Origin of the sequence: Paraburkholderia phenoliruptrix, from assembly GCF_902859825.1 — a bacterium.
Classification (GTDB): domain Bacteria; phylum Pseudomonadota; class Gammaproteobacteria; order Burkholderiales; family Burkholderiaceae; genus Paraburkholderia; species Paraburkholderia phenoliruptrix.
In genome coordinates, this window is record NZ_CADIKB010000053.1 from 1 (window position 1) to 16,065 (window position 16,065).

Below are 16,065 nucleotides of genomic sequence, written 5' to 3' on the forward strand. Positions count from 1 at the left end.
ATTACTGTGTGAGACTTGATACTTTCGCTTTTTCCGCCAGACCCCGGAGAGTCCGGCGTAGCGTCGTCGCATCAAGCGCCCACACTTATCGGCTGTTAGTTTTTAAAGATCATTCGCCAAGAAGCTCTGCTTTCTTCGCGTCCGTCGTCAAACGGGAGGCGAATTATGCGATGCCCCCTGCCCTGCGTCAACCCCCTCTCTGCAAGTATTTTCGAAAAAGGGAGAAGACGGGGAAAAGACCCGGCCACCCGTAACCCTGCAATCGCCGGTATATTAGTTAGGCATCCAGTCTAATTCAGATACCCCGATTGTCGGCGCGCATTGAAGATCTCTGTCCACGACAGACGCAATTCAAGTTCTCCCGTCTCCCGCCGTTAAACTGGATACCCGCCACCTCGACGATCGTTGTTCAATGCACGAATCAGCCGACCAGTCAGCCAACCGTCCTGCACCTGCCGAGCCCGCCCCGCCTTCGGCAGTTCTGAGCCCCGAAGCCGTGCCGATTGGAACGCCGATCGAGTGGCCGATTATCGGCGCCGACGGCGCGCTTCTATTTGCGAGCGGCACCGTTCTTGCAACCGTCGACGAGCGCGCGTTTCTCTTCGAACACTTCCAGCCCCGTCGCGGCGACCTGCCCGAAGCGATCGCGCCAATAACCATCGAGCCACCCGTGCATGCGCAAGCGGGCAACCGTTTGACGCTCCCAGACATGCACCTGGAAATCGGCGCATTGGTCGGCGTACGCCTGCAACCCGGCAGCGGCGCGCCCATGCATCCGTGCCGCATCATCGGATTCGCGCCGAATCATGCGCTGTTCATCACGCCGCCGCTTCATCAGGGCCGCATGCTCGCCCTCGGCCTCGGCGAAAACATCGATATCGTGGCGATAGCAAGCCAGGCCGTGTTCCGTTTCGTCTGTACCGTCGACGCCGTCTGCCGCTCCCCGTTCGAATACGTGGTGCTATCGAGACCCGGTCCGATTCGCCGGCTGCGCGAGCGCAAATCGATCCGCGTCCGGACCCACTTCGCGGTGCGCGTCGGCATCGGAGCGACGGGCGAGAGCTACGAGGGCCTAGGCGTGGCGAAGAGCATCAGCGCACTGGGCATGTCCTTGATGGCGCCGTGGAATCTGGGCGCCGTCGGCGACCGGCTGCGTGTGACGTTCCAGCTCAAGTCCGCGGAGATGGACAAGGAGATCGAGACTACGGCTGTCATCCGCAACGTGCAGAAAAGCACCGGTACGCAGGCCGGGACGATTCACGGGCTGCAGTTCGATCAACTGCAACCCGAGCAGCAGATGGCGATGAAAGTTTTCGTATTCGACCGGCAGGACGATGTGCAGCAGTGGTCGCACGATTTCAGATAGTCGCGAAACCGGCGAGTAGAGAAGCGGACGCCGGTCAACCGATCAGTTCTTCTGGCGTGAAGCGGTGCGCGCTCCAGGCGTGAGCCATTCTCTCGCAGCGGCCAAGCCGTATCGTGCCGTCTTCGAAGTCGACGAATACGACTTCATCCGCGTGGACGGGGCGCGCCGCCTCATCCGCCGTGCGGCCGTCGGTCAATATCCACAGCCAGCGCTGCTGCGCGGGCCTGCGCCGTGCGTTGCGCTCGAGCAGTTGCGTCGCGCATCGAACGCCGGCTGTAAGCGGTGTACCGCCGCCGCCACCAATCGGATCGAGCCATCGCTCATTCCACCAGCGCGGTACCGCGGGCCCGAAACGCACGTCCGCTCCCGCTCCGCCGAAACAGATCAGTGCTGCCTCCGCACGCATCGCGCTCACACGGTCGAACAGCGCAATCAACAACCCCTTGGCGAGCGCGAGCCGCGCTCCGCCCAGCATCGAGCCGGAACAGTCCAGCACGAAGCAATGCAGCACGCCTTTGCGTGGCATCTCGCGCACGAAACGCAGATCGTTTGCACGCAACGCGGCCCGCCTTTGTCGGCCCATGGCGATGAGCGTCTGCGGCCATGTAATCCGTCGGCCGACATCGCCATGCATCCGCGCTCGTGCATCGCCGCGCGAGCGCGAGGACGCATCCGCCCGTTGCCGCCATCGAAAACCGCTAAGCGAGTCAGCGGCGGCGCCCTTCCGATGGCTCAGCGTTTTTTTAGTGGAAGCGGTACGACGCCTTTGACCTGTGTGGTCCCAACCGGCTGCGCGGGCAAATAACCCCAATCGCTGTCACTGCCCCCGCTAGCTTGCTGCAATGGTCCGGGCTCAGCGGAATCCGCCGACGAATCGCGTTGCCCCGCCTCGCTGCTGCCAGGGGTCGCGCCCCGCGCGCGCCGCCTGTGCACAAGCACCGCCTCCGCAACGCTATCGACATGCTGCGTCGTGACCGCGTCCGCAAGATCCCACGCGGCCAGAGCACGTGCCGCGCGGAGCATCACGAGGTCGGCGCGCAAGCCGTCCACGGCAGCGTCGATACACAATGCGCTCACGTGCGCGTGCAGTGCGTCGTCGAAGGAAAGTTGCGGCAATACCTCGCGGGCCGCACGAATCCGCTCGACGTACTGCGCCTGTTGCTGCGCATAACCGGCGCGAAAGCCGGCAGGATCGAGCTCGAATGCGAGCCGCGCTTTCACGATCTGCTCGCGCACGCGCGGTTCGAAGCAGTTCTGCAACTCCACCATCAAGCCGAAACGGTCGATCAATTGCGGCCGCAACTCGCCTTCTTCCGGATTCATCGTACCGATCAGCACGAAGCTCGCCTCGTGACTATGCGATACGCCATCGCGCTCAACGGTGTTCACACCGCTCGCCGCCGCATCGAGCAAGGCATCGACGAGCGCATCGGGCAGCAGGTTGACTTCGTCCACATACAGCACGCCGCGATGCGCTTTCGCAAGCAACCCGGGCGAGAAGCGCACGGAGCCGTCGCGCAGCACGGTTTCGATATCGAGCGTGCCGATCAGGCGATCCTCGCTTGCGCCAAGCGGCAGGTTCACGAGCTGCCCGTGCGGAAGCAACTCGGCAAGCGCACGCGCCGCCGTTGATTTCGCCGTTCCGCGCGGTCCGCTCACCAGCACGCCGCCGATTCCCGGATCGATCGCCGCGAGCAGCAACGCCTGCTGCAACGCGCTTTGTCCGATCAACGCGGCAAACGGAAAAGCGGGCTTTTGCGCCGAGCCTTGATGAGCACTTTCCGTGACGGCGTTCATGTTTGCATTCCTTCAATCTGCTGTTCGCTCGCGAGCAGATGCTGCTCGACCTGCGTGCGATAGTCACCTGGCGACTGCCACAACCCGCGCTGCATCGCCTCCAGCAGCCGCTCGCAAATGGAATGCAGCGCATGGGGGTTATGCTGCTGAAGGAATTCGCGCGTATGCGGATCGTTCAGATAAGCATCGGCGACGAGCGCATATTGATGATCGGCGACCACGCGTGCAGTTGCGTCATAGCCGTAAAGATAATCGACGGTAGCCGCGATTTCAGCGGCGCCTTTGTAACCATGCCGCTTCACCCCGTGGATCCATTTGGGGTTCACTACGCGCGAGCGCACTACGCGCGCGATTTCCTCGTGAAGCGCACGAACCCGCGGCGCGGCGGGGTTGCTGTGATCCGCGTGATAGACACTCGGCTGGTTGCCCGCGAGATGCCGCACGGCCGCGACCATTCCGCCCTGAAACTGGTAGTAGTCGTTGGAATCGAGCAGATCGTGCTCGCGGTTGTCCTGATTCTGCAAGACGACGTCCATGGCGGCGAGACGTGCGCCGAACGCCTGACGCGCCTCTTCGCCCGCGCTTTTTTGCGTATAGGCATAACCGCCCCACGCCTGATAGGCATGCGCGAGATCCGCGTCCGTCTGCCAATGCTGCGAGTCGATCATGTCCTGCAAGCCGGCGCCGTATGCGCCTGGCCGCGCGCTGAATACCCGCCATCCGGCGCGCTTGCGGGCCTCGGCGGCATCCATACCGCGCGCGATCAACGCGTCGCGTTCGCGCATGACACGCGCGCGGATCGGATTGACCTCTGCAGGTTCATCGAGTTCGGCGACGGCTTGCACTGCGGCGTCGAATAGATGCATGACGTTTGCAAACGCGTCCCGAAAGAAGCCGGACACGCGCAATGTGACGTCGATGCGCGGACGATCGAACGCCTCGATCGGCATGATCTCGAAGTCCGTCACGCGATGGCTGCCCGGCGCCCACTTTGGCCGCACCCCAAGCAACGCGAGCGCCTGCGCGATATCGTCGCCGCCCGTGCGCATGGTCGCGGTGCCCCACACGGAAAGACCGATCGCGCGCGGATAATCGCCATGTTCCTGCACATGCCGTTCGATCAATTGCTGAGCCGACTTCAAACCGAGCGACCATGCCGCTTGTGTCGGAATCGCGCGCGTGTCGACCGAATAAAAATTGCGGCCTGTCGGCAACACGTCGGGCCGGCCGCGCGACGGCGAACCGCTCGGCCCCGGCGGCACGAAACGGCCTTCAAGGCCGCGCCTGAGCTGCATCATTTCCTGCGTGCCGCATGCGTCGAGCCGCGGCAACACGTCGTCACGCAGGCGCTCGATCACGCGTTCGGCTTGCGGCAGCCTATCCTGCGCGCAGGCATTGGAAGTATCGTCCGGCTTGCCGCACACGGCAGACAGCAACTGCGCGGCAAAGAGCTCCAGGCGCTCGCGCGTATCGCCGCAATGGCGCCAGGGCGCATCGCTCACGCGTTGCAGAATCTCGGGACGCGGGCCCGTCCATGCGGCGGACCAATCGACCGACAACGGATCGAAGAAATGATCGATCTGCAGATCGCGCGCCAACGCATCGATCAGACCCGCTTTGCCGCCTTGTCCGTCGCCGATGGGAAAACGCCCCAATGCGAGCAAGGTATCGCGGCGTTGCACGCCTTGCGGCGATTGGCCGAACGTGTGCAGACCGTCGCGGATCTGCGCCTCTTTCAATTCGCACAGCCAGGCATCGACACGCGTGAGCAGCGTATCTTCATCGTCCTCGCCCTTCGGCTCGGAGAGACTCAATTCTTCGTGCAGCCGGTGTTCGACGATCGTCGCGAGAATCGTGCGCCGCAAGAGCTTCGAGCGGCGCGGGTCGACCATCAGCGCTTCATAGTATTCGTCGACCTGGCGTTCGAGATCCTGCAACGATCCATAACTTTCCGCGCGCGTGAGCGGCGGCATCAGGTGATCGACGATGACCGCCTGCGCGCGGCGCTTGGCCTGGCTGCCTTCGCCCGGATCGTTGACGATGAACGGATAGAGATGCGGCATCGGCCCGAGAATCAAGTCGGGCCAGCACGACTCGCTCAACGCGACGCTCTTGCCCGGCAGCCATTCCAGGTTGCCATGCTTGCCGACATGCACGAGCGCGTCGATGCCGAACTGGTGCCGCAGCCAGAAATAGAACGCCAGGTACGCATGCGGCGGCACCAGCTCGGCATCGTGATAGCTCGCGTAATCGCCCTGCTCGCGCGAACGCGACGGTTGAATCCCGACAAACACGTGGCCGCAGCGCCAACCCGCAATCATGAAACGGCCGCGCCGCACGGCCGGGTCCGTTTCCGGCGCGCCCCACCGCGCATTCAGCGCGTCACGCACCGGCGCTGGCAGCGCGTTGAAATACGCGAGGTAGTCGTGAAGCGCGAGACTTTGCAATGCGGGCCGCAGATCGCGCACAACAGGGTCGTTTGTCACCCCTTCGGTTAGCTTTTTCAGCAACGCGTCGCCGCTGTCCGGCACTTGCGCGACGCGATACCCCTCGTCGCGCAGCATCGACAGAATGCCGACCACCGACGCCGGCGTGTCGAGCCCCACACCATTGCCGATGCGCCCCTCGCTCATCGGATAGTTGGCGAGAATCAGCGCAAGTTTCTTGTCCGCGTTGTCGAGCGAGCGCAGCCGGCACCAGCGGCGGCTCAATTCAGCGAGAAAACGCACGCGCTCGAAATCCGGCTGATAGCGCACCACGTCGACTTCCGTATGTGGACAGCGATAAGCGAGCCCCTTGAAACTGATGGCCCGCGTGATGATGCGGCCGTCCACTTCCGGCAGTGCGATATGCATGGCGATATCGCGCGAATTGAGGCCCTGGTTATCCTTCTGCCAGTCGTCGCGATTACCGCCGCTCAGAATCACCTGGAGCACAGGCGCATCGCCTGCGAGCGCGGGCGGCTCTGGGTCGTCGATTGCCGAGGCCGCGAATGCAGTCGTATTGAGCACCAGCGCCGCGTTATGTTGCGCGCACAACGATTGCACGACGTCGCGGCTCATCGCATCTTTCAGCGACGTGATGGCAAGCGGCAACGGATTCACACCTTCGGATTCTAGCGCCTCGATCAGCGCGTCGAACACGGCCGTGTTGGCCGCCTGCAAGTGCGCCTTGTAGAACAGAATCGCAGCGACGGGCGCGTCGTGCCGCCAGCGAGCCTGCCAGTCGGCGATAGTAGGCGTATCGCATGCCGGATGATAAAGCGATGCGGCCGGCAGCGCGCGCGGCGGCGCAGGTTCACGCCCCCAGCCGAGCGCCCGATACGCGATGCAGCGCAGAAACGCCTCCGCATTGTGCGGACCGCCTTCACGCAGATAGCGCCACAACTGGTGGCAGAGATCGGCGTCCGCGGTACTGCGCGCAAGCAGGTTCGGATCTTCCTGCAGATCGCCCGAGAACATTGCCAGTGTCTGCTGTTTGCGCTCCGCCAGCGCGACCACCTGCTCGATGCCGTAAGGCCAATACGCCTCACCGCCGAGGTGATCGACCACGACCACCCGTGCATGCTGCAACACGTCCTCGACATAGAAGTCCACCGACGCCGGTTGCCGCAGATACGTGACATTCGCGAGGCGCACGCTCGGAAACCCCTCGCCGAGACGGGGAAACACGCTCGCGAGCAGCGACAGCGTGGTATCCGCCGAACTCAGCACGACGATGTCCGCGGGCCGCTGATCGATCCGGATCACGCCTTGCGTATCGTCGACGAAACCGCCCGGCGTGGTGCGCAGCAGATGCATGGATGTCTACGCCTGTTGCACAACAAGACCGGCCACGCTCGCGCCGAGGGCGGCATCGAATGCGCGTTGCAACGCGGCCTGATCGAGATCTTCGCCGATCAGCACGAAGCGGCTCTCGCCGCCCTCGCCTGCCTGCCAGCGTCGGTCGAAATAGCTGTCGAAGCGGCGCCCCACGCCTTGAATGACGAGGCGCATGGGCGCGCCCGGCAATGCCGCGAAACCCTTGACGCGGTAAATCGTGTGGTTTTCGACGAGCCTTTGCAGCGCCGCGATCACCGCCTCGCGCGACGGCGCGCTCGCCCGTACGACGACTGAATCGAATTCGTCATGATGATGATCGGCGTCCTCCGCCGAACCGTGATGATCGTGGCGCAGGTGGATCGTTTCTTCCGATGCCGCCTCGAGTCCGAACAGCGTGTGCAGATCGAGTTGCCCCATGTGCGCGCGCACGATTTTCACTTGCGGCGGAATGTCCTCGCGGATCAGCGCTTCGACCGCGTTTTGACGTGCTTCATCGAGCAGATCGGTTTTGTTGAGAATCACGAGATCCGCTGCGGACAACTGATCCTCGAACAATTCGTGCAGCGGCGACTCATGGTCGAGGTTAGGATCGGCCTTGCGTTGCGCGTCCACGGCGAGCGGATTGTCGGCGAACTGACCGCTTGCGGCGGCCGGGCCGTCCACGACCGTAATCACCGCGTCAACGGTGAAACTGCTTTTGATCTGCGGCCAGTTGAACGCCTGCACAAGAGGCTTCGGCAACGCGAGGCCCGACGTTTCGATCAGCACATGGTCGATCTGCTCGCGACGCTCGACGAGCTTTTCCATCACCGGAAAGAACTCTTCCTGCACCGTGCAGCACAGGCACCCGTTCGCCAGTTCATACAATTGGCCTTCGGTCTCGACGCCATTTTCGTCGCAGCCGATCCCGCAGCCCTTCAGGATCTCACCGTCGATGCCGAGCTCGCCGAATTCGTTGACGATCACCGCGATGCGCTTGCCGCCCGCGTGCTGAAGAATGTGCCGCAGCAGCGTGGTCTTGCCGCTGCCGAGAAAGCCCGTGACGATGGTGACGGGAATCTTGCGCATCTGGGTTTGCATCGTGAGATCCATCCTTGAGAGTTGCAGTTGCGGCCGGCGTGTTCGCGCACTGCCCACACAACACGGCATTGCCGGGCACGGGGACGAACGGCGGCCTTGCCGCTACAACAGGAAAAACGCGGAAAACGGGTGTGAGGGCTGAGCGCAGCGCCGCATCCCCGCGACGTTCGCCCTTCGTGTTCCGGCCGGTATCCGGGCTGGCGAAAGCGCCGCTTCCCCTTCCCGGACGAGTGATTTCTCGCCCAGTGGTGATATGCCCACGCGGCCTTGCGCGGGGACATCGAAGCCGGCTCCGCGTGCCATGCAAACCAGCATGGCGACGCTTTTCGCTTACCGTTGCGGGGGCAGCACAGGTTGACCCGATCCATGCGAGGCGGGCCCCCTGTTTCCCGTTTAACTGTGTACGCACGAGCGCGCACACGAGCACCAGAAGTGCGTGCGAGTGTAGGCCCGGCGCCTCACGCAGTCAAGGAAACGCAAGCCCGGCGCCCTTATCCGAAGCGCGTGCCGTGTGCTATCGTATGCGCGCGTTTGGTGCCCGCGCATGCGTTCGCATGTGCAGTTAAACGGGAAACAGGCAGCGCGTCGCGCGCTCAATCTGTGCTGTCCCCGCAACGGTAAGCGGCCTGCGGCGTTTTTTGCGCCGCGCATGCGTTTTCACTGCCACTGTCCGCGACATTCACACGAATGCGGGCGGGAAGGCAAAACGCGTGCGGCCGCCAGCCCGGATACCGGCCAGACGCGGAGGTGGCCGTGCGTTTTCGACGTCACGCCGCCGGCCGCCGGAATCCGCGAGGGACGGATGTGAAGGCGCTCAAGCACGATCTCGCGAACGGCTCGCAACCGGCGTTTGCCTTCGTGCACGAATGCACAGCTTTGAATGACTTCGATCTCCACTGAATGGCGCCGGCTTTTACGCCGCACAATGGCGTGCGCGTCGGTCGCACGCGTGCCCTTTCAGCCCTCGCTGCAGCGCACGGTTCGCGAGCCGCGATGAAGCGCGCATGGCTGATCGGCGCGGGCCCCGGCGACGTCGAGCTGATGACGCTGAAGGCAACGCGCGCCCTTGCGCAAGCCGACGTGATTCTGGTCGACGACCTGGTGAACCCCGACGTATTGCAATTCGCGCGCGCCGATGCCTGCATCGTGCATGTCGGCAAGCGCGGCGGTCATCCGTCCACGCCGCAGGAAGGCATCGTCGCGCAGATGCTCGCGCACCTGAATGCCGGGCGCAGTGTCGCGCGCCTGAAGGGCGGCGATCCGTTCGTGTTTGGGCGGGGCGGCGAGGAGCAGCAGGCGCTGCATGCCGCGGGCATCGAAGTGGAAATTGTCGGCGGCATTACAGCGGGAATCGCGGCGCCTGCGGCAATCGGCATTCCGGTTACGCACCGCGATCATGCGCAGGGCGTCGTGTTCGTGACCGGCCACGGCGCGGGCACGAGCGAGCCGGATTGGTCCGCGCTCGCCGCCACACGCATGACGCTCGTGATCTATATGGGCATGCGGCGGCTCAATGACATCGTCGGCGCGTTGCTGGCGGCAGGCATGTCTGCCGCCACGCCGTGCGCGGCGATCGAATCGGCGACGCGGCCTGAGCAACGGCATGCGCTTGCCACCCTCGGTGAATTCGCCGCTGCGGTCGCGCGCGCGGGACTCGGCTCGCCCGCTATTGTGGTGATCGGCGGCGTGGCGTCGCTCGCGTTTGCGCGTGCCGCCGCGGCGGATGCACCGGATGCGCCCGATGCACCCGATGCGCCGGAAACCGCCGCCTCGCCGGACGCGAAATGAAAACGCTGAGCGTAGGCATCGGCTGCCGCCTGCATACATCGGCGGAAGAAATCGAAGCGGCTGTGCGCGCGGCGCTCGGCTCGCAGGCATTCGAACACATTGCGACTGTCGTGTCGATCGAAACCAAAGCGCAAGAATCCGGCTTGCTCGCCTTCTGCACGCGCCACGCCTTGCCGCTGAAACTGTTTACGCGCGAGCAGGTTGCCGCGGTGCATCTGGCCGAGCCCTCGGCGGCGAGCCGGGAGCATCTCGGCGTAGACGGCGTCTGCGAACCGTGCGCGTTGCTTGGCGCGTCGCTTCACGCCAGCGCCCGTTGCGCCGCCGGCATTCCCCGTCTCGTCGCTCGCAAATCCGTTCACGCGGGTGTGACTGTGGCGATCGCATCGACCGAACCCGCGCCAGCAGACAGCGCGACCTCTACTCAACAGGACCTTCCATGAAAACTGATCCCGAATCGCATCAGCGCATGACCGAACGCCGGCGCGAAGGCCACGAAAAGAAGCAGGCCGCGGCCACCGTCGAAAAGGGTCTCCTGATCGTCAACACCGGCACGGGCAAGGGCAAGACGACCGCCGCCTTCGGCATGGCCGTGCGCGTGCTCGGCCACGGCATGCGCCTTGGCGTGGTGCAGTTCATCAAAGGTGCGCTGCATACGTCGGAGCGCGACTTTCTCGGCGCAATTGCCCATTGCGACTTCGTGACCATGGGCGACGGTTACACCTGGAACACGCAGAACCGCGAGGCCGACATGGCGACCGCGCGCAAGGGCTGGAACGAAGCGCGACGGATGATTGAGAGCGGCGACTATCAGATGGTGATTCTCGACGAGCTGAACACTGTCCTCAAGTACGAGTATCTGCCGCTCGACGAGGTGCTCTCCGTCATTAACGCACGTCCGCCGATGCTGCATGTGGTCGTCACAGGCCGTCACGCGCCGGACGCGCTCGTCGAAGCGGCTGACCTCGTCACCGAAATGCGCATCGTCAAGCACCCGTATCGCGAGCAAGGCGTGAAGGCGCAGCGCGGCGTGGAGTTCTGAACGTGGCCGCCTGCCCCGCGCTTTTCATCAGCGCGCCCGCGTCCGGCCAAGGCAAGACGACGATCACGGCGGGGCTTGCGCGCTACCATCGGCGGCTCGGGCGGCGGGTGCGGGTCTTCAAGACCGGCCCGGACTTCCTCGATCCGATGATTCTCGCGCGGGCGAGCGGCGCGCCCGTGCTGTCGCTCGATCTGTGGATGGTCGGCCACGACGCCTGCCGCCAGCTGCTCGCGGAAGCGGCGGCGGATGCCGACCTGATCCTGATCGAAGGCGTCATGGGCCTGTTCGACGGCACGCCGAGCAGCGCGGATCTCGCGAGCGCCTTCGGCGTGCCGGTACTCGCCGTGATTTCCGCAAAGGCGATGGCGCAGACTTTCGGCGCAGTGGCTTTCGGGCTCGCCCGCTTCAGACCGCAGGTGCCGTTTCATGGCGTGCTCGCCAACCGCGTCGGCTCGGCCCGTCATGCGCAAATGCTGGAAGAAGCGTTGCCGCCCGGCATGCGCTGGTGCGGATACATTGCCGCCGCGAGCGAAATCGAGCTGCCCGACCGCCACCTTGGCCTGCATCAGGCCGCGGAAATCGACGATCTGGATGCGCGTCTGGAGCGCGCCGCCGATGCCCTCGTCAACACTGCGCTGGCCGATTTGCCGCCCGCCGTCGAATTCGGCGCGCCCACGCCGCCGGCGCTGCCTCGCCTTCTGCAGGGCAAGTGCATCGCCATTGCGCGCGACGCCGCGTTTTCGTTTATCTATCCCGCCAATGTCGCGCTGCTCGAAGCGCTCGGCGCACGCGTGCACTACTTCTCGCCGCTCGCCGACGAGGCATTGCCAGCCGACGTCGACGCGCTCTACCTGCCCGGCGGCTACCCCGAGCTGCACGCCGCGGCGCTTGCCGCAAACGCCAACAGCGCGGCGGCCGTTCGCGCGCACGCGGCGGCCGGCAAACCGCTCGTCGCCGAATGCGGCGGCATGCTGTATCTGCTCGACCGGCTCACCGACACGCAAGGCGTCAGCACGCCGATGCTCGGCCTGCTGCCCGGCCACGCGACAATGCAAACGCGCTTCACCGCGCTCGGCATGCAGCAGATCGACGGACTGCATGGCGTCATGACCGGCCATACGTTTCATTACTCAAAGGTCAGCACCGATCTCGCGCCGCTACGCTCGGCCACGCGGCCTCAAGATACGGCACCCGGCGAGGCGCTCTACCGCGTCGGTCCGATAGTCGCGACCTACATGCATGCTTACTGGCCCTCCAACCCGGCCTTCGCGGCCGCTCTCTTCAATGGCGAAGCCTTTTAACGACGCGGACCGCGACGCGGTCTATCGCGCCATCTACGAACGCCGCGACATGCGCCACTTCGTGCGCGACCCCGTCGATGCCGCCGTCTTTCAGCGGCTTCTGGATGCCGCGCATCACGCGCCGAGTGTCGGCTTCATGCAGCCGTGGCGGATTGCGCGCATCACCGATCCCACGTTGCGCGCGGCGCTGCATGCCACTGTCGAAAGCGAACGGCTCGCCACCGCCGACGCGCTCGGCCAACGCCGCGAAGCGTTCATGAAGCTGAAGGTCGAAGGCATGCTGGAATGCGGCGAGCTGCTCGTGATGGCGCTGATGGACGGCCGCGAGCGGCACATTTTCGGCCGCCGCACCTTGCCGGAGATGGACCTCGCGTCAGTGGCCTGCGCGATCCAGAACATGTGGCTCGCGGCGCGCGCCGAAGGCCTCGGCATGGGCTGGGTGTCGCTCTTCGACGTGGATGCGGTGCGGCGGCTCCTGCATATGCCGGAAGGCGCGCGGCCCGTCGCCATACTGTGCCTTGGCCATGTCGACGAGTTCTATAGCGAGCCGATGCTGCAAACCGAACGCTGGGCCGAGCGCATGCCGCTCGCCGATTGCGTGTTCGAGAACCGCTGGCCGCAGGACACTTGAGCGCCGCAGCGGCGCTATCTGTCGAGCGGCTGGACTGAGACCACGTCAGGGACGCCGCGCGCTTCGTCCATGCGCAGTTTGATGCGCCAGTCGGCGGGCGCCTGGAAGGGAAACTGCGCCAGCGCGCTTTTGATGAGCGCGGGCGCCGCCTGCAGTGGATCGGGATCGCGGTCCGTGCTGGCCGCGCTGACCTGGTAGACTTCGCGTCCGCTCGCGCGTTCGAAAAAGCGCAGCGTCAGCGTATGCCGATAGGCGCGTGCGCCGAACGGCGAGAACGGGGCACCGCTCTGCCGGCCGCAATCGCCTGCCGCACAGTCGCTGCGGCCCACGCCGATCGTCGCGAGGCGCGTTTCGTATCCGACCGACAGCACGTAGTGCGCGGGACGGCCGGCCGTATCCGCGAAGCCCTGTTTCGCCAGTTCGTCGCGCAGCGCGGTTTCGAATTGCGCATGGTCGCTGCTCGCGCCTTGCGTCGGCATGCGCGCGAAGGCATACGTCCGCTCGCCCGGCAACGCGGTCGCGGGAGTGGCGGTATGCACGTCGGCGTGAAGACCCGTGCAGCCGGTGAGAGTTGCCGCCGCAAGCGCCGCACAGATCAGAATCGCCTTCACCGATTTCACCTCTCTCACCGCTTTCACTGTTCATTCCTCGCTTCGATAGATTGCGTGCTCATGCGTCATGAAGAGGGCTCGCGGGCTGGCCCGACGCTTCCTCGTCGAGTACCGGCAAGTAGATCGTGACCGCCGTGCCGCGGCCCGGTGCGCTGACCACTTCCACTTCGCCGCCATGGCGGGTCACGACGGTCTTCACGAAGGCCATGCCGAGGCCGGCTCCGCCCACTTCCGGCCGCTCGCTTTCGTGAAATCGCCTGAAGCGCTCGAAGAGGTCCGCCTGCTGTTCTTGCGGAATGCCATAGCCTTCGTCGCGAATCGTGCACGCTATGCGTCTTGCTGCCCCGCGCGCCGCGGCGGCGCCTATGGGCGTAACCAAAGACAGCTCGCAGGCGATGCGCGTATCCGGCGGGCTGTACTTGACCGCGTTGTTCAGAATGTTGACGAGCGCGCGCGTCATCAGCGAGCGGTCCGCGCAGATCCAGTGACCGTCGCCGCCTTCGTCGTCACCGCCGTCGCGGCTGTCCGTTGCGGTGTCCAGCGCGATGCGCTTCGCATGCGCCTGCGGCCAGACTTCGTCGCTTGCGTCGATCATCAACTCGGCGAGATTCACGGGCTCGAGCAGATAGGTTTGCGATTCGGCGCGCGCAAGCTGCACGAAGTCGTCGGCGAGCGTCAGCGCGCGTTGCGCATAACGCTCGATGCGCTCAAGCACGCCGTGCGCGAGCGCGGGCGTGTCGCGGGCACGTTCCATCTCGACCAGCGCGAGAATCGACGCTTGCGGCGAGCGCATGTCGTGCGACAGCAGCCGCAGCGCGTCTTCGCGCTGACGCTCGGCCGCATGCAGCGCGGACACGTCGACGAGACCGGCGATCCAGCCGGTCGTTTCGCCCTGCGCGTTCGTGCACTTGGCGTACCGCAGCAGATGATCGCGCTCGTTGGCGTCGCGCACTTCGACGCCCTGCGCCATCAGCGCGGCGAATTCGCGGCGTGTCGGATCGAGCAGCGCCGGCCAGTGAGCGCGCGCGAACAGCGTGTTGTCCGCGTCGGAGGCCGCGCCGCTGTCGATCGCCTTCACGAGCGTGAGGCCGCCGAGCACCGCCTGCATCGGGCGTCCTTCGGGCATGGGCGCGCCAAGCCGCGTGAAGTGCGCCTTCGCGGCATGATTCGCGATCAGCACGACGCCGCGCACATCGCTCACGAGAATCGGCTCAGGCACGCTGTTCAGGCTGTCCCACACGAAGCGTTTCATGTCCTGCACGCGTTGCGCGGCCTGCGCCATCAGCGCCATGTGCTGCTCCAGCACGTCGCCGCCGAATTCGCGGCGGCGCTGCGGCGTCTGCGGCAGCAAATGCGGTTCGTTGGCGAGCCGCTGCAGCTCCTTGCGCAGATAGGCCATCGTCATTTCGAGGCGGCGCCAGTTCCAGATCGGATAGACGACGACTACGCCGAGGATCGCCGGCACCGGCGACAGCCACAGCCGCGCGCCGTACAGCAAGAGCGCGCTGCCGGCCATGGCAATGGCGCAGAGCGCGCCCGTCAGCAGCAACGAGCGGCGCGGCGACAGCACGAGGAAGCCGGCCAGCAGCGCCGCAAGCGGCACCATCGAGACGGCGAACAGCAACTCTCGCACAGCCGGCAGGACCTGACGGCCGGTCAGCAGCGTATCGAGCACGTTCGCGTGAATATAGACGCCCGGCAGCGGTCCCAACTCGCCGGACACCGGCGTCGCAAACCGGTCGTAGAGACCGGAGGCCGTCACGCCGATCACGACGATGCGCCCGCGCAGCTTCTCCAGCGGGACTTCGCCTGCCAGCACGCTCGCAAAGCTGAGCTTCGTATAGCTCTGCGCGTTCCGGCTGAATGGAATCAGGAAACGGCCGTCGCTCTCCGCGTCGTTGCCCGCGGCGGCGCTGTCGCTGTTCGCCGCGCCCGCGCGGCTCGTCAGCGGCGGGTTCAGGGCAAGCGCGCCCCGCTGCGCCGCACGCGCGACCGTGACCATCAGTTGCGGCCAGCGCGCGTCGGCGTCGCCCTCGAATTGCGCGACGCTGCGCACGATACCGTCGCTGTCCACTTCGAGATTGATATGGCCGAGACCCGCCGCCGCGTGCGCGAGCGGTGCGACCGGCTCCACGACGGCATGCCGCGCGCCGCGCCCGTCATTGGTGAGCAGCACGGGCAGGTACGTTGGGCTTAGCGCGATGGCGTGCGCCAGTCCGGCATCGTCGGCATTGGGTTCTGTCAACAGCACGTCGTAGACGACGGCGGCCGGCTTCGCCTTCGCGAGCTGTTCGAGCAGGCTCGCGTGGACGCTGCGCGGCCAGGGCCAGCGGCCGAGCTGCGCGATGCTTTCATTGTCGATTTCGAGCACGACGATGTCGGGCAGCACCGGCTGCGCACGCCAGCCCAGCAAGTGGTCGTACACGAGATGATCGACGCTCGCGCTCATTCGCCCGAGCGAGCCCAGCAGGATGACAATGACACCGAGGCACCCAATGGCCACCCATTCGATCAGGAAACGCCGGCCGGCGCGCCGTCCAAGACGGGCGCGCGGATCGAGGCTCAGGCGCGTAGATGGGTTCGACAAGGCGTGCGCGTAGGGTCTGTAGGGCGTGTGGGCGTAAGCGTTCG

12 protein-coding genes and 2 riboswitches are annotated in these 16,065 nt (G+C 65.3%); of the genes, 6 read left to right on the forward strand and 6 right to left on the reverse strand.

Annotated features, from left to right (window positions below):
- The first annotated feature begins 412 nt into the window (after window positions 1–412).
- Window positions 413–1,366, forward strand: a complete 954-nt coding sequence (locus tag HV711_RS30040; RefSeq protein ID WP_035485400.1) for a flagellar brake protein — start codon at window positions 413–415, stop codon at window positions 1,364–1,366.
- Between the two features lie 34 nt (window positions 1,367–1,400).
- Here the strand turns inward: HV711_RS30040 and HV711_RS30045 are convergent, their stop codons facing one another.
- From HV711_RS30045 to cobW, 4 genes are all read right to left on the reverse strand, one after another.
- Window positions 1,401–2,000: a vWA domain-containing protein gene (locus HV711_RS30045; RefSeq protein WP_028361913.1), complete on the reverse strand. Its 600-nt coding sequence runs from the start codon at window positions 1,998–2,000 to the stop codon at window positions 1,401–1,403.
- 98 nt (window positions 2,001–2,098) lie between these two features.
- The gene (locus HV711_RS30050) at window positions 2,099–3,163 is read right to left on the reverse strand and encodes a magnesium chelatase ATPase subunit I (protein ID WP_035485402.1); all 1,065 of its coding nucleotides are present in this window, start codon (window positions 3,161–3,163) and stop codon (window positions 2,099–2,101) included.
- The gene (cobN, locus tag HV711_RS30055; protein WP_035485404.1) at window positions 3,160–6,963 is read right to left on the reverse strand and encodes a cobaltochelatase subunit CobN; all 3,804 of its coding nucleotides are present in this window, start codon (window positions 6,961–6,963) and stop codon (window positions 3,160–3,162) included. The genes HV711_RS30050 and cobN overlap by 4 nt, the downstream gene beginning before the upstream one ends.
- 6 nt (window positions 6,964–6,969) lie before the next feature.
- Window positions 6,970–8,064, reverse strand: a complete 1,095-nt coding sequence (cobW, locus tag HV711_RS30060; RefSeq protein WP_035485438.1) for a cobalamin biosynthesis protein CobW — start codon at window positions 8,062–8,064, stop codon at window positions 6,970–6,972.
- Window positions 8,065–8,230: 166 nt separating this feature from the next.
- A riboswitch (cobalamin riboswitch) is annotated at window positions 8,231–8,510 on the reverse strand.
- A gap of 69 nt (window positions 8,511–8,579) precedes the next feature.
- Window positions 8,580–8,818: riboswitch (cobalamin riboswitch) on the forward strand.
- A gap of 239 nt (window positions 8,819–9,057) precedes the next feature.
- Between cobW and cobA the strand changes: the two genes are divergently transcribed.
- Genes cobA through bluB form a run of 5 tightly spaced genes read left to right on the forward strand, consistent with a single transcriptional unit; the run spans window position 9,058 to window position 12,823 of the window.
- Window positions 9,058–9,852, forward strand: coding sequence for a uroporphyrinogen-III C-methyltransferase (gene cobA / locus HV711_RS30065; RefSeq protein ID WP_035485441.1), 795 nt, complete (start codon window positions 9,058–9,060; stop codon window positions 9,850–9,852).
- Window positions 9,849–10,292 carry a cobalamin biosynthesis protein gene (locus HV711_RS30070; protein WP_035485407.1) on the forward strand — a complete coding sequence of 148 codons (444 nt, stop codon included), beginning with the start codon at window positions 9,849–9,851 and terminating at the stop codon, window positions 10,290–10,292. The genes cobA and HV711_RS30070 overlap by 4 nt, the downstream gene beginning before the upstream one ends.
- The gene (gene cobO / locus HV711_RS30075) at window positions 10,289–10,891 is read left to right on the forward strand and encodes a cob(I)yrinic acid a,c-diamide adenosyltransferase (protein WP_013592251.1); all 603 of its coding nucleotides are present in this window, start codon (window positions 10,289–10,291) and stop codon (window positions 10,889–10,891) included. Before HV711_RS30070 ends, cobO begins: the two co-directional genes overlap by 4 nt.
- 2 nt (window positions 10,892–10,893) lie before the next feature.
- Entirely contained in the window at window positions 10,894–12,192 is a 1,299-nt protein-coding gene (locus HV711_RS30080) for a cobyrinic acid a,c-diamide synthase CobB (RefSeq protein ID WP_035485410.1), read from the forward strand.
- Window positions 12,176–12,823: a 5,6-dimethylbenzimidazole synthase gene (gene bluB / locus HV711_RS30085; RefSeq protein WP_035485413.1), complete on the forward strand. Its 648-nt coding sequence runs from the start codon at window positions 12,176–12,178 to the stop codon at window positions 12,821–12,823. Before HV711_RS30080 ends, bluB begins: the two co-directional genes overlap by 17 nt.
- 14 nt (window positions 12,824–12,837) lie before the next feature.
- On the opposite strand, the gene HV711_RS30090 is transcribed toward bluB, so the two are convergent.
- Both HV711_RS30090 and HV711_RS30095 read right to left on the reverse strand, forming a co-directional pair.
- The gene (locus HV711_RS30090) at window positions 12,838–13,461 is read right to left on the reverse strand and encodes a DUF4136 domain-containing protein (RefSeq protein WP_051224781.1); all 624 of its coding nucleotides are present in this window, start codon (window positions 13,459–13,461) and stop codon (window positions 12,838–12,840) included.
- Window positions 13,462–13,492: 31 nt separating this feature from the next.
- Entirely contained in the window at window positions 13,493–16,021 is a 2,529-nt protein-coding gene (locus HV711_RS30095) for a CHASE2 domain-containing protein (protein WP_035485416.1), read from the reverse strand.
- Window positions 16,022–16,065: the final 44 nt, after the last annotated feature.